The 13,559-nt window shown below is 72.4% G+C and carries 10 protein-coding genes and 1 tRNA gene; 2 read left to right on the top strand and 9 right to left on the bottom strand.

From position 1 onward, the window contains the following. Positions 1-56 precede the first annotated feature (56 nt). Together ABZ646_RS06515 and ugpC are read right to left on the bottom strand one after the other, a co-directional pair. The gene (locus ABZ646_RS06515) at positions 57-518 is read right to left on the bottom strand and encodes a hypothetical protein (protein ID WP_360513586.1); all 462 of its coding nucleotides are present in this window, start codon (positions 516-518) and stop codon (positions 57-59) included. Between the two features lie 226 nt (positions 519-744). Continuing rightward, complete coding sequence (ugpC, locus tag ABZ646_RS06510) at positions 745-1,881, bottom strand: sn-glycerol-3-phosphate ABC transporter ATP-binding protein UgpC (protein WP_360513584.1); 1,137 nt, start codon at positions 1,879-1,881, stop codon at positions 745-747. A 218-nt stretch (positions 1,882-2,099) separates the two neighbouring features. Between ugpC and ABZ646_RS06505 the strand changes: the two genes are divergently transcribed. Next, positions 2,100-2,173, top strand: a tRNA-Thr gene (locus ABZ646_RS06505). 13 nt (positions 2,174-2,186) lie between these two features. Here the strand turns inward: ABZ646_RS06505 and ABZ646_RS06500 are convergent. The 6 genes from ABZ646_RS06500 to ABZ646_RS06475 all read right to left on the bottom strand — a co-directional run bounded on the left by ABZ646_RS06500 (position 2,187) and on the right by ABZ646_RS06475 (position 8,212). Continuing rightward, positions 2,187-3,182 (bottom strand): iron-containing redox enzyme family protein, encoded by a 996-nt coding sequence (locus ABZ646_RS06500; protein ID WP_360513582.1) that lies wholly within the window; start codon positions 3,180-3,182, stop codon positions 2,187-2,189. Next, entirely contained in the window at positions 3,179-3,391 is a 213-nt protein-coding gene (locus tag ABZ646_RS06495; RefSeq protein WP_360513580.1) for a CDGSH iron-sulfur domain-containing protein, read from the bottom strand. Before ABZ646_RS06495 ends, ABZ646_RS06500 begins: the two co-directional genes overlap by 4 nt. Then, complete coding sequence (locus ABZ646_RS06490; RefSeq protein ID WP_360513578.1) at positions 3,375-4,064, bottom strand: HemK2/MTQ2 family protein methyltransferase; 690 nt, start codon at positions 4,062-4,064, stop codon at positions 3,375-3,377. The genes ABZ646_RS06495 and ABZ646_RS06490 overlap by 17 nt, the downstream gene beginning before the upstream one ends. A gap of 500 nt (positions 4,065-4,564) precedes the next feature. Then, positions 4,565-5,983: an FAD-dependent oxidoreductase gene (locus ABZ646_RS06485; protein WP_360513576.1), complete on the bottom strand. Its 1,419-nt coding sequence runs from the start codon at positions 5,981-5,983 to the stop codon at positions 4,565-4,567. Positions 5,984-5,992: 9 nt separating this feature from the next. After that, a complete protein-coding gene (locus ABZ646_RS06480; protein WP_360513574.1) occupies positions 5,993-6,649 on the bottom strand; it encodes a rhomboid-like protein in 657 nt (218 codons plus the stop codon). Positions 6,650-6,706: 57 nt separating this feature from the next. Continuing rightward, a complete protein-coding gene (locus tag ABZ646_RS06475; RefSeq protein WP_360513572.1) occupies positions 6,707-8,212 on the bottom strand; it encodes an MFS transporter in 1,506 nt (501 codons plus the stop codon). 213 nt (positions 8,213-8,425) lie between these two features. On the opposite strand from ABZ646_RS06475, the gene ABZ646_RS06470 reads away from it, so the two are divergent. After that, a complete protein-coding gene (locus ABZ646_RS06470; RefSeq protein ID WP_360513570.1) occupies positions 8,426-9,121 on the top strand; it encodes a pentapeptide repeat-containing protein in 696 nt (231 codons plus the stop codon). Positions 9,122-9,126: 5 nt separating this feature from the next. Here ABZ646_RS06470 and ABZ646_RS06465 read toward each other — a convergent pair whose 3' ends face one another. Next, positions 9,127-13,500, bottom strand: coding sequence for a hypothetical protein (locus tag ABZ646_RS06465; RefSeq protein WP_360513568.1), 4,374 nt, complete (start codon positions 13,498-13,500; stop codon positions 9,127-9,129). Positions 13,501-13,559 lie beyond the last annotated feature (59 nt).

The following is a 13,559-nucleotide window of genomic DNA, read 5'->3' as shown; positions in this document are numbered from 1 at the left end:
GGCCGGCCGCCGCCCGGGGGCCCTTAAGGAGCCGTTACCTGCTTACCCGCCGGCGTTCAGCTGTGCGCGGCCAGGACGCCGGACGCGAACGACGTGTCACAGACCGGGCGGGCGTACGCCTGGGCGCGGGAGGCGCCGTAGATGCGCACCGCGGTCCGGCCCAGCGCGCGGGCGATGGACGTGCAGTGCTCGGCCAGCGACGGATGACCGTTGACCGCCTGCTGGAGGTGGGTCAGGACCTGGCCGGGGTTCCTGTCCTGGAGCTCGGTCATCAGCTGGTCGCGCAGCACGTCCTGCGGGGCCTGGACGGTGGCCTTGCGGGAGAGGTTCGCCTCGGTCACGTCGGTCGCGGTGAGCACCGAGCTCCGCGGGCTTCCCGTCCAGTTGACGCGGGTGACGGCGAGGGTCCCGGAGAGCACCAGGACGACGGGCAGGACAAGGGCGAGTGTGCGGCCGATCCGGCGGGCAGGGCCGCCCCGATGGCCACGTCGCATCTGAGGGGTGGTGGAGTGCTTCACGCGTGTGAGGGTAGCGTGCGGTAATGATTTGGCGACATTTAGTCACCGGTTCGGGGGACGGAGAAGTGCTTTGTTTCGGGTAAGGGGTTGACGCACACGGCTCGAAAACCACCCGCTTGCCGGGGTAAATCGGGCAACGGAAAGGGCCCCGCAGCAGGCTGCGGGGCCCTTTCCGTCAACCTGGGTGGATTCACCCTGGTCAGAGGTTTGTCACGGTGACGAGCGCTCAGTCCGAGAGACGCTCACCCGTGGAGGTCGAGAACACGTGGATCTCGCCCGGACGCGGCACGACGTGCAGCGTGGCGCCCTTCTCCGGGACCGCGCGGCCGCTGACGCGGACGACCAGGTCCTTGAGCTCGTCGCCGACCTTGGCGCTGCCGTAGACGTAACCGTCGGCGCCGAGCTCCTCCACGACGTTCACGGAGACCGCGAGACCGGCCGGGGCGTCCTCGGCGTCCTTCGACAGCGCGGAGGCGGCCTCACCGTTGTGCTCGACGACGTCGAAGTGCTCGGGACGGACGCCGACGGTGACCGTGCGGTCGCCCTTGTCGGAGGCGGCCTTGAGCGCCTCGCGGTTGACCGGCACCACGCTGTTGCCGAACTTCACACCGCCGTCGGTGATCGGGACCTCGACCAGGTTCATGGCGGGGGAGCCGATGAAGCCGGCGACGAAGAGGTTGGCGGGCCGGTCGTACATGTTCCTGGGGGAGTCGACCTGCTGGAGCAGACCGTCCTTGAGGACCGCCACGCGGTCGCCCATCGTCATGGCCTCGACCTGGTCGTGGGTGACGTAGACCGTGGTGATGCCGAGGCGGCGCTGCAACGACGCGATCTGCGTACGGGTCGACACACGGAGCTTGGCGTCCAGGTTGGACAGCGGCTCGTCCATGAGGAAGACCTGCGGCTCACGCACGATGGCACGGCCCATCGCGACACGCTGACGCTGACCACCGGACAGGGCCTTCGGCTTCCGGTCCAGGTACTCGGTCAGGTCGAGGATCTTCGCGGCCTCCTCGACCTTCTGCCGGATCTCCGCCTTGTTGACGCCGGCGATCTTGAGCGCGAAGCCCATGTTGTCGGCGACGGTCATGTGCGGGTAGAGGGCGTAGTTCTGGAACACCATGGCGATGTCCCGGTCCTTCGGCGGCAGGTGCGTGACGTCGCGGTCACCGATGCGGATGGCGCCGCCGTTGACGTCCTCGAGCCCCGCGAGCATCCGGAGCGAGGTGGACTTGCCGCAACCCGACGGGCCGACCAGGACGAGGAACTCGCCGTCCTCGATCGCGATGTCGAGGCCGTCGACGGCGGGCTTGGTGGAACCCGGGTAGATCCGGGTCGCCTTGTCGAACGTGACAGTGGCCATAACTCAGAGGCCCCCTTCTACCGGCAGGAACGTGCCGGACGATCCGTTGTAGGAAGGTGGTGGTGTAGTCCACGAGAGTGAACTGGATCGAGACGGTACCTGGCGTTCACCCCGTATGTCAGTACCTGGAGCCCTGTGAACTTCGCGGAAATTTTCGACAGGGCCCGTCCGGGACCTGGGTACACTGCACTGGCACTCGCCGCCACGCGCGCGTGCACGCCTCCTTAGCTCAGCTGGCCAGAGCAACGCACTTGTAATGCGTAGGTCGTCGGTTCGAATCCGACAGGGGGCTCTGCGGGGCCGGGTCACGCTGTTGTGGCCTGGTCCTTTTCTTGTGCGGGCCGGTGGTACTGCCAGGTGTTCAGGAGGTGGGCTGCCAGGCGGGCCTCCAGGTGGCCGGTGGTGCGGATGCCGAAGACCACGTCGGGTTCCAGGTGGGGTTCGTCCGCCAGGAGGCCCGCGACCACCTCGTGGCGTACGACCTGTTCGTGGACCGCGTCCGCCTCGACGTGCTCGGTGTAGAAGCGGACGGCCGCCGGGCCGGCGTCCATGCGGCGCAGGGCCTCCGCCAGGCGGCGGGAGGCCGGGGACGAGGTCACCTCGACGGTGGCGAAGTGGCCGACGAGCGCGCCGCGCAGGGTCCGGTGCAGGCCGAACAGGGACATCTGGTTGACGGTGGCCAGCGCCTCGGCTGGGGCGGTGTCCAGGTAGTGGCCGTAGGAGGTGTCCAGGCCCAGGTCCGCCATCAGGTCGGCGAACAGCTGGGCGTGGATCTCGTCGGCGCGGCCCCCGCCGAACTCGTCGAACTCGACGGCGACCATGGCCGCCTTGGCGCGTCCGCGCAGCCGCGGGATCACCCAGGCGTGCGGGTCGGCCTCCTTGAGGTGGTAGAGCGAGCGCAGGGCCGCGTACTGGCGGAAGTGGTCGAGGGTGCCGTGGTCGCGCAGGAAGTGGGAGAGGCTGCCGTCGACCTCGCCGACCGGTTCGAGCTGGAGCTCGTCCAGCGCCTGGGCGGCGGTCGCGGACAGCTCGACGGGTACGTCGGTGCGCAGCGCGTGCAGGAAGCGGGCTTCCAACTCGGCTCGCAGGGCGAGGAGTCGGGGGTCCCATTCGCGGTCGTCGGGGACGCCGTCGAAGCCGAGGTAGTGGAGTTCGTAGAGGACGTAGAGGGAGAGTTGGAGGTCGTCGCCGTAGGGGTCCGCGGGGAGCGGTGGCGGGTCGGGGACGGGTGAGCCGCGCAGGGTGGCGAGGAGCGCGGCCGAGAGCGGGCCGCGGGGCGCGGGCAGGGGCGCACCGGTCATGAGGTCTCGTCCCGTTTCGTGCGGCGGCGGTGGCTGGTGTCGCACCAGGGTGGGGTGCGGGTGCGGCGGCAGGTGCAGACGGCCACCATGAAGCGTCGTGACACGCACACCTCGCCGTCCTCGTCCACTACTTCGACCGGCCCTTCCACCAGGAGCGGGCCGTCGCGCTGGACGCGGATGCGGCGCGGTCGGTCAGGTGTGTTCGGCACGGATCACCACCAGTTCCTCCGTCGGGCGGCCGGTGCTGTCGGCGACCAGCCCGCGTTCGTGCAGCCAGCCGAGCCGGGAGTGCAGTACGCGGCCGAAGGGCAGCCGGGTGCGGTCGATGATCTCCGCGTGCATGCCGGCCGTCCGCAGTCTGTCGAGGCTCTCCTCGACGCCGCTGAGGTGCGAGTGGACCATGAGGAGCCGCCCCGTGGGGCGCAGCACCGTCGGCGCCGCCGCGCAGATGCGGTCGATCAGCAGGCGGCCGTCGGTGCCGGCGTCCCAGGCCCGGGCGGGGCCGCGGGGCGGGCCGTCGCCGGGTGGGGCGGGGACGTAGGGCGGGTTGGTGACGACGAGGTCGAAGCGGCGGCCGGGCACCGCGGACGCCAGGTCGCCGTGGCGTACCCGTACGGTCTGGCCGTTCAGCAGGGCGTTGCACCAGGCGGTGGCCAGCGCCCGCCAGGAGATGTCGACGGCGGTGACCCGGGCGCCGAGCCGGGCGGCCTGCACGGCGAGCGCACCGCTGCCCGTGCCCAGGTCCAGGACTTCGGTACGGCTGGTGATGTGCTCCCGGCGCAGGGCCCGGCCGAGCAGCCCGGTGTCGGTCTGCGGCCGGTAGACCCCCGGCGGGGCCCAGCACCGGAACCGGGGCGCGGAGGTGAGGGAATCGACGGTCATCCGGAGACTCCCGTCGCCTGCGGCCCCCGCGGCTCTCGGCCCGACGCCGGGGCGGCCGAGGGGAGCCTGCCGGTGTGAGCGGTGTGAGCGGTGTGAGCGGTGTGAGCGGTGTGAGCGGTGTGAGCGGTGTGAGCGGTGTCAGCAGTGCCAGTGGTGCGGACGGTGTGGGTGCTGCCGGTACCCAGGTGCTCGGTGAGCGCGGAACGACGCTGTCCGCCGGGCTCGGACGGCGGGGCGGTGACCACCGGGAGACGCTCCTGCGGCCGGGCGGCCTCGGGGGGTTTCCGGGGGGTGGTGCTGGTGACGGGGGTTTTCACGTTTCTGCTCCGCGCTGTATGGGGTGCGGGTGCCGGACGCGGCCGGCCGTGGCACACGGGTACCCCTGGGCAGCAGCCGTAACGGACTCCGCGCGGCGCGGTGCGGGTCCGGTGCGGGTCCGGTGCGGCTGCCGCGATCGTTCTGCTGACCCTGGGCTGAGGCCGCCGGTCGTGTGGGGTGGGTCAGTGGCGGCCCGCGACGCGGTCCGCGGCCCGGGCCAGGCGGGACGAGCCGGTGCCCGGGTGGATGCGTTCGCGCTGGTCGGCGGCTCGGTAGGTGGCGTACATGCCGTGGACGCCGAGCCAGCGGAAGGGTTCCGGCTCCCACTTGCGGACCTTGTGGTTCACCCAGGGCAGTTCGGTCAGGTCGGTGCGGCCGGCCTGCCCGGAGTCGAGCTGGACGAGGTCGCGCAGTGTGCGGGCGGCGAGGTTGGTGGTGGCGACGCCGGAGCCGACGTAGCCGCCCGCCCAGCCGAGCCCCGTGGAGCGGTCCAGGGTGACTGTCGCGCACCAGTCGCGCGGCACCCCGAGCACCCCTGACCAGGCGTGTTCGATCGCGACACCGGCCAGGGAGGGGAAGAAGCGGACGAGGATGTCCCGGAGGGCCTCGATCGTCGCCTGCTGGGTGCGGCCGTCGTTGTCGGTCCGGGATCCGAAGCGGTACGGCACTCCGCGGCCGCCGAGCGCGATCCGTCCGTCGGCGGTGCGCTGGGCGTACATGTAGGCGTGTGCCATGTCGCCGAGGGTCTCCAGGCCGGTCCAGCCGACCGTCTCCCATTGTTCCTCGGTCAGCGGCGCGGTGGCGATCATGGAGGAGTTCATGGGCAGCCAGGTGCGCCTTTGTCCCTTGAGGTTCGCGGTGAAGCCCTCGGTGCAGCGCAGGATGTAGGGGGCGCGGACCGTGCCGTAGGGGGTGACGGCGTGCTTCGGCCGGATCTCGGTCACCGGGGTGGATTCGTGGATGACCACGCCGAGCGCCTCCACGGCCGCCGCCAGCCCCTTCACCAGTTTCACCGGGTGCAGCCGGGCGCCGTGCGGGGTCCAGGTGGAGCCGACGGCGTCGGCCACCCGGATCCGCTCGCGGGTCGCCCCGGCGCCGTACAGCTCGCGGTCGGTCTCGCCGTACGACAGTTCGTGCTCGTGGAAGGCCTTGAGGCGGGCCAGTTGGGCCGGGGTGGTGGCCACTTCGAGGACTCCGCCCTGGTGCAGGTCGGCGTCGATGCCTTCGGCCCGGGTGACGGCGGCGACCTCGTCGACCGTCTCGTTCATGGCCTTCTGGAGGCGTACGGCGGCTTCCCGGCCGTGCAGTGCGGCGTACCGGTCGCGGCCGGCGATGCCGTTGTAGAGCCAGCCGCCGTTGCGGCCGGAGGCGCCGTAGCCGCAGAACTTCTGCTCCAGGACGGTGACCCGGAGGAAGGGGGCGGCCTGTTTCAGGTAGTACGCGGTCCACAGACCGGTGTAGCCGCCGCCGACGATCACGACGTCCGCCGAGGCGTCTTCGGTGAGCGGCTCCCGTCCCGTGGGGAGGCCGTCGTCCGCGTACCAGAAGGAGATGCCGCCGTTGACGACGCCGCGTGCCGAACTGCTTGCCGAGCTGCTCATGTCCGGACGCTAACCTCTGAGGGCGTCCAGTGTCTCCTTCGGATTCCATGCTTTTCCGCGGCCTCTGACCAGCGGATAGCAGGCCAGGCCGATCAGTGCGGCGACGAAGTGGCCGAGGTCGGTGAAGGTGGGCGACTCGGTCAGGGGCAGTCCGTACACGAGCAGGACGATCACGGTGTAGGCGTACCGCCAGGGCCTGGCGATCCGGTACGCGAGTATCCCGATCACCCCGGCGAGCGCGTAACTCACTCCGAAGTCGAGGGCGTTGACGGCGGAGTGCGGGGCGATGCCGTCGTGGATGCCCTTCAGCAGCGCTCCCTCGCTGATCAGTGTCGCCAGCACGTGCGCGAGGACGCACACCAGCAGCCAGCGCACCGTTCCCAGCCAGCGCTCGGCCGGCGCGTGGAAGACGGTGTAGAGCAGTGCGAACGGCACCCAGTCCCCGCCGTCGATCCACATCGCGCTGGCGATCAGCACCCGCACCGGGTTGTCGGACAGTTCCCGCAGGTTGGTGGAGCGCTGCCGCAGGAACTGCTGCTCGAACGCCGGTGACATGTAGTGCAGCGCGACGGTCGTCACGAACAGGATCGCCAGCCAGATGTAGGTGCCGGGGGCGCTGCGGACGTACGCCCACGCCCTGCTGCCGAGGCCCCGGAAAAGTCCCATGAGGTGATTCACGCACGACAGTGACGTCACATGGGTGAATGACATTCCGGTTGCGGGTCAGCCGACCGGCTCGGGCATCGGTGCCTCGGCCGGGGCGTCGTGTTTCGGCGGTTTCGCCGTCACCAGCAGGCCCGCGACCAGGCCGGCCAGCAGCATCACGCCCACCGCCCACCAGATGGCCACCGTGTAGCCGTGCACGACGGCTTCCGGGACGATGGTCGCCTTCTGGGCGGGGTTGTGCAGGTGGGCGGCGAGATAGCCGGCGGTGCTGGTGGTGGCGACGGTGTTGAGCAGGGCCGTACCGATGGAACCGCCCACCTGCTGTGACGTGTTGACGGTGGCCGAGGTGACCCCGGAGTCCTGCGGGGCGACGCCGGAGGTGGCGGTGGCGAACACCGGCATGAAGGTCAGGCCCATGCCGAGACCCATCAGCAGCAGGGCGGGCAGGATCTCGGTGGGGTAGGAGGAGTGGACGGTGATCCGGGTCAGGAGCAGCAGGCCGCAGGCGGCGAGCAGCATGCCGGGGACCATGAGCAGGCGCGGGGCCACCCGGTGCAGCAGGCGGGCGGATATCTGGGTGGAGCCGACGATGATCGCGACGGTCAGGGGGAGGAAGCCGAGGCCCGCCCGGACCGGGGAGTAGCCGAGGATGACCTGGAGGTAGTAGGTCAGGAAGAGGAACAGCCCGAACATGGCGACGGTCGCGAGCGCCATCGTCAGGAAGCTGCCCGCCCGGTTGCGGTCCTTGACGATGTGCAGGGGCAGCAGGGGGCTCGGGGCGCGGGTCTGCCACCACACGAACCCGGCGAGCAGGACGGCGCCGGCCGCGAACAGGCCGAGCACCAGCGGGTCGCTCCAGCCGCGCGGCTGGGCCTCGCTGAAGCCGTAGACCACCGCGACGAGTCCGCCGCAGCCGAGCAGCGCCCCGGGGACGTCGAGGCGGGCGCCGGTGCGGCCGGGCCGGTCGCGCAGCAGCGCGAGTGCGCCGGTGACGGCGAGGATCGCGATGGGCACGTTGACGTACAGGCACCAGCGCCAGTTCAGGTACTCGGTGAGCAGGCCGCCGACGATGAACCCGATCGCGGAGCCGCTGCCGGCGAGGGCGCCGTAGATGCCGAAGGCCTTGCCGCGTTCGCGCGGGTCGGTGAACGTGGTGGTGAGCAGGGAGAGCGCGGAGGGCGCGAGGACGGCGGCGAAGGCGCCTTGGAGGGCGCGGGCGCCGAACAGCATTCCGGGGGTCTGGGCGGCGCCGCCGAACGCGGAGGCGGCGGCGAAGCCGACGAGCCCGATGACGAAGGTGCGTTTGCGGCCGACCAGGTCGGCGATCCGGCCGCCCAGCAGGAGCAGCCCGCCGAAGGCGAGCGTGTAGGCGGTGATCACCCACTGCCGGTTGCCGTCGGACATGCCGAGGGCACGCTGCGCGGACGGCAGGGCGATGTTCACGATCGTCGCGTCGAGTACGACCATCAGCTGGGCCAGCGCGATGACGATCAGCCCCCACCAGCGGCGCGGGTCGGCTCCGTCCGCACCGGCGTTCGTCCCACCCGTCCGGGCGCTGCTCATTCGGTCAGAAGACCACGGATCGGGACGGTCCGCATCCCGTGCTGTGCTGTTCCTGGTCATGGTTCCAGGACCACCTTCCCGGCCGTGCCGGCCGAAGACTTCGCTTCCTCACCGGTACGACGGGTAGGGCGGCCGGAGTGTGACATCGCCGCCGCGGGCGGGGCGTTTGTGCAGGTCGAGGGGATTGTCAGTGGGGGGCTGCACTATGGGGGCATGGCGAGGACTGGAGCCGGCGGGGTCGGCGGGGCTGGTGGTGGCAGGGTGAAGGGCGCGCGGCGGCCGGAGGTGCGGCTGCCCCCGCTGGAGCCGTGGGCCGGCGGCGGGCTGGAACCGGACGGGGACTACGACGGGGTGGAGTTCCGGGACGCGGACTTCGCCGGGCAGGACGGTGCGGGCGCCCGGTTCATGGACTGCGCGGTGACGAACTGCGCCTTCGACGAGACGGGGCTGCGCCACGCCCGGGTGCTGGACACGGTCCTCACCGGCATAAGAGGCGTCGGCACGAACCTGGCCGAGGCGACCCTGCGCGATGTGGAGCTGGTCGACGCCCGGCTCGGCGGTACCCAGCTGCACGGCTCGGTGCTGGAGCGGGTGGTGGTCCGCGGCGGCAAGATCGACTACCTGAACCTGCGCACGGCCAGGCTCAGGGACGTGGTCTTCGAGAGCTGCGTCCTGGTGGAGCCGGACTTCGGCGATGCCGCCTTGGAGCGGGTGGAGTTCGTGGACTGCGCCGTGAAGGGGGCGGACTTCCGGGGCGTGACGATGAAGGACGTCGATCTGCGCGGTGCCGTGTCGCTGGAGGTCGCGAGTGGGGTGGAGCGGCTGGCCGGGGCGGTGATCAGCATGTCCCAACTGCTGGATCTGGCGCCGGTGCTGGCGGTGCAGCTGGGGATCCGCGTGGAGGGGTGAAGCACTCAGCTCACCGGAGGCACGGGCGCCGCCTTCTTCCGCAGGCCCAGATGGTCGTCCGGGTCCCGGAGCCGGTCCGGCTGCGCGGTAAGCATGCGGCGGACCACCGGTTCCGGCATCCGTATCACCACCGGCCGGGGCAGGGTCAGTTCGCGTACGGCCGTGCCGGTACGGCCGGAGCGGACGCGGTCGGTCACCTTCGCCACCACCCGTACGTCCAGCGTGAACTGCACCAGGACCGAGCCGGACTTGGGCTTGTGCAGCGGCATCGAGCCGGCCGCGTTCGCCGCCAGGTCGGCCGCGCCGCCCGCGCCACCGGCGTTGCCCATCAGCTGGTTGAGGCGGAACTCGTCGGCGTTGAGCAGCCCCGCGCCCGCCAGACCGCGCGCCGACCTGCCGTGGTCGGCGGAGCTCAGGCCGTCCGTCTGGGTGGGCCGGGGCGCGTCCAGATGGCTCTGCCCCACCGTCTCGAAGGTCATCTTGTCGCCGACGCCCAGCACCCGTCCGTCCCGCAGCCGTGCGTGCAGTGACGTCCGCAGGTCCTGGCCCGCCGCCCCGGTGGCGTGCACCGGGGGCAGCTCGGCGCCGACGGAGGTCAGCAGGGGCAGCGCCGCGATCAGCCACTCGGTGGAGACGGCCTCGTTCAGGGCGTAGGCGGCAGCCTGGCCCTTGGTGCGGAAACGGTCGCCGCCGCCCGCCTCCCGGACCGCGGTGTTGACCAGCTCCCGTACCTGCGGGGCTCCCTGGAAGCCGTTGACCTGTGCCTCCATCGGCAGTCGTACGCCGCCGGAGCGCCAGGTGCCGAGCGCGGCCCGGTGGTCGTCCCGGGGACCGGGTGCCGGGGCCGTCACCGGGGGCCGGTGTCGCGGTGCGGTCAGCCGGCCGAGGGCGGCGAGGTCCTGGTCCAGGACGCGGTGGGTCAGTGCCTGGCGGCCCAGCGAGACCAGGGCGAGCCGACGGTCGCCGCGGTGCAGTTCGAGGGTCGCCTCGATCGGCAGCCGCATCCTCGACGACTTCGCGGTCTTCGCCTCCGCGACCGTCTTCATGCCGAGCTGTCCGCGGCCGGCCGCGCCGGAGCGCCGCGAGCCGCCCCAGCCCGCGCCCAGCCCCGCCGCACCGCCCGTGCTCTTCAGCTGCCCGGCGCCGCCGTCCGGTTTGCCGGAGCCGGCGAGGATCCCCTCCAGGCCGGTCGTCACGCCGTCGTCGTGGGAGGTGGCCTGCTGGGCGACGGCCGCGGTGATGTACTCCATGTCCCGGCGGTCGCCCGCCGGACCGTCGTAGCCGCCGTCGCCGAGGCGGTTGATCCTGAACACCGCCCAGTACGGGGTTCTCCGGCCGTCGAACAGCTCGACGGTGACGCCGCCGTCCATGGCGCCGGAGAGCAGGCCGGTGCTGCCGTCGCGGTCCAGGACGCGCAGCAGCCGTTGCACGTTGTCGTTGCGGTCGGCCAGTTGCCGCCGGGGCAGCAGGTCGTCGGCGAGGTTCTGCCGGCCGCTCTCCGTGAGGCGGGTGCGCAGCCGGGCCAGGAGCGGTACGAAGTTCGGCAGGTCCTCGATCATGCCGAAGCCGAGGGGGAGGGCACGGGCGAAGGAGGGGCCGGGGCGTGGTGCGGCGGAGGACCCCGCCCTTTCCCGAGCCTCGCGTTCGGCGCCGGCCCGCGAGCTTTCGGGGCCCCGGGAGCTGTCCGCCGTGCGCGCGCCCGCTGCCGTCCGGGAGCCCTCCTCCGGCCGTTCGCCCGGTCGTGACGGCGGTGTCATCAGTGTCGGTTCCGGGTCGAGTCTCAGCTGTCTGCGGATCGGTGCCGGGAGCTGCGCCTCCGTCAGCCACACCGCCGCCTCGGCCGGCAGGGTACGGGCGGCCGTCGCCACGTACGGGCCGCCGCCGGTGACCTTGACCTCGGCGACCATGGTGACCAGCAGATCGCACTGGACCAGGTAGAGCGGTGCCTTCTTCGGGGTGTGGGCGTTGCGCTCGACCGTGCCCGAGAGCGCCGCGGACCGGGTGTCGCCCGTGCTCGTGGTGCGGCTTCCGGAGAGGCCCTGGCCGAGCCGCCAGTCGGCGGCGTTCTCGGATCCGGTGGCGCCGAACTGCCAGGTGCTGGTGGTGCCCTGGCCCTCCTGGCCGGCCGCCTGGTGACCGCCGAGCACGAAGGTCTCGGTGCCGGGCCCCGCGCCCCGGTGCAGGAACTTCGGGTTGGTCAGGGTGAGCCGGGTGCCCACCGCCCCGTTCAGCGCGGCGAGCCGTCTCGGGTAACGCAGGTTCTTCACCACCCACCCGGAGGACGCGGCCTGTCGCAGCGCCGCCGTGATGGCCTGCGGCGCGAACCGCTCCTCGACGGCCAGCCGCGGCGCGAGCCCCTCGGCGGCCAGCGCGGGATCCTCGCGGACGCCCTTGGTGCGGGCGGCGGCCCGGGACAGCAGCTGGAAGGCGAGGTCGCGGACGGCCTGGCCGTCGCCGACCGTCTCCACCAGCTGCCAGTCCCGCAGCGGCTGCCCGACGGACGGCCGGGGGACGAGACCGGCGAGGTCGCCGATGCCCTCGGCGGTGACGGCGTGCTCGGGCCGCGGGGCCTGCGCCCTGCGCCGGTCGCGCACCGCGTCCCGGCGCTGCCTGCCCTCCTCGTCGAGGGTGAACTCGGTCGGGGTGACCAGCCGTACGTCCTGCTCGTCCAGGTGCAGTCCGGCCAGCGGGGCGGCCTCCGGAGCGTCCTGGCCCGGGGAGCCGGGGGTGAGGGCGCGGCCGAGCTTGCGCTGCCGGGAGGTCATGGTGACGTCGACGTCCAGGCGCAGGGCGGCGCCGAAGGCGGCGGCCTGCTCGGAGCCGTTGGTGAGGACGTCGGTGCGGGTGGTGGGACCGGCCTGGTTGCGGCGGGTGCCGGTGTGGTGCTTCTCGTAGCGGGCCGAGCCGGTCAGGGCGCCGGGGACGAGCCTGGCCTGGCCGAGCACCAGACCGCCGATCGAACGCGAACTGCTGCGCCCGCTCTGGGTGTTGCCGGTGACTCCGGAGTGGCTGCGCACCAGCCAGTTGTCGGTGTCGCCGAGGTAGCCGGTCTCGCGGAGCCGCCCCCTGACGCGGAGCTGCACGTCGTGCGCGTGCAGGGTGGTCTTGCGGCGCAGCCGTACCCGGATGCCGGTCGTGGTCAACTGGTCCTTGTTGACCCGCAGGTTGGTCTCGGACAGGGCCGCCATCAGTTCCCGGTGGTTGCGCCGCTGGAGCGCGGCCTCCTCCTTGCCCGGCGCCGACGCCACCGCGTCCGTACCGAAGGCGGGCAGGTAGCCGGCCAGCCGGGGGTCGGTCGCGAACAGCTCCCGTACGGCCCGGATCATGGGGCCGGTGTCGAGTTGGCTGAGGGTGACGCTGGAGCCCATGGCGCCGAAGGGGAGGTGGCGTTCGACGTCGGTCTCGGTCCCGTTCTCGTCGGTCCGCCTGGGCTTCTGGATGAACTCCCCGGCCTCGACGCCGGGCGGCAGCGGCAGTCCGAGCGAGCGTGCCTCGTCGGCGCGCAGGCTCATCCACACCCGCATCGAGTGCCGGGCCACCCGGGTGCCGGGGCGCAGGATCATCCCGGCCGAGCGCGGACCCGTGCCCTCCGCGGTGATCTGGACGCTCGCGAGGTAGAGCACCTTGTCGCCGCGCACCTCCGCGCCCTGGCGGCTGGACACGGTCTGCTCGGCCACGGTGAACCGTGCCTTGCGGGCCGCCGCGACCGGCATGGCCGTGCCCCGCAGGACGGCGGCGTTCCCGATTGCGCCGACACCGATGGCGGGGCCCGCTCCGCCCGTGACCGCCCGCCCCTTGCCCGCGCTCTCGGTGACGGTGTGCTGGGTCTGCTGGTGGGTGCGCAGCTGGGTGCCGCCGGTGCCCCAGGCCGGCGACATCCCGCTGATCACCGCCTGCATGCGGTAACTGCCCACGGTGCCGCCGTCCTTGGAGGACAGGTCCTTGCCGGTCACGCCGTCCCGCAGCAGCCGGGGCAGGTCCTCCAGGACGGTCGCCGTGGCCGTCGCCTCGTGGAGCCGGGCGCGGCCGGGGGCCCCGGGGGCGGTGATGGAGGGGTGCAGCACGGAGGCGACCGTGTCGAAGAGGCCGGCGCCGCCCTGGTGCGGGGCGCCGGTGTCGGTGACCGCGACCGGGGCCATGGAGTCGGCGAGCGAGACGCGCCGGGCGGTGTCCGCCCCGACGGCCGCCGGCGCGGCCGGGACCGCCGTGCCGGCCGGGACGAGGTGCTCGGTGGGCACCCGCTGGGTGAGGGTGCCGGAGCCGTGGAAGGTCCCTGCGTCCTCGGCGGCGCCGTGCTTCTTGATCCGTACGCCGTAGCGCACCTTGCGGGGTGCCTCGACGGAGCCCTTGTCGCTGCGCAGCACCCGTGGTTCGGCCACGTTCCGCTGACTGCGCGACTCCCGCGAGGACTGCCAGGGCTGCGCGTTCGCCGTCCCGG

It is taken from the genome of Streptomyces sp. NPDC007162, assembly GCF_040634175.1.
GTDB lineage: Bacteria > Actinomycetota > Actinomycetes > Streptomycetales > Streptomycetaceae > Streptomyces.
Note: the sequence above shows the minus strand (reverse complement) of the source record. Positions and strands in the feature narration are given on the sequence as shown.

Excerpts from the sequence above, each read along its gene's own strand:
- ugpC (WP_360513584.1), bottom strand. The coding sequence starts at position 1,881 with ATGGCCACTGTCACGTTCGACAAGGCGACCCGGATCTACCCGGGTTCC.
- ABZ646_RS06500 (WP_360513582.1), bottom strand. The coding sequence starts at position 3,182 with ATGACCGGTGCGCCCCTGCCCGCGCCCCGCGGCCCGCTCTCGGCCGCG.
- ABZ646_RS06490 (WP_360513578.1), bottom strand. The coding sequence starts at position 4,064 with ATGACCGTCGATTCCCTCACCTCCGCGCCCCGGTTCCGGTGCTGGGCC.
- ABZ646_RS06485 (WP_360513576.1), bottom strand. The coding sequence starts at position 5,983 with ATGAGCAGCTCGGCAAGCAGTTCGGCACGCGGCGTCGTCAACGGCGGC.
- ABZ646_RS06480 (WP_360513574.1), bottom strand. The coding sequence starts at position 6,649 with ATGGGACTTTTCCGGGGCCTCGGCAGCAGGGCGTGGGCGTACGTCCGC.
- ABZ646_RS06475 (WP_360513572.1), bottom strand. The coding sequence starts at position 8,212 with ATGAGCAGCGCCCGGACGGGTGGGACGAACGCCGGTGCGGACGGAGCC.
- ABZ646_RS06470 (WP_360513570.1), top strand. The coding sequence starts at position 8,426 with ATGGCGAGGACTGGAGCCGGCGGGGTCGGCGGGGCTGGTGGTGGCAGG.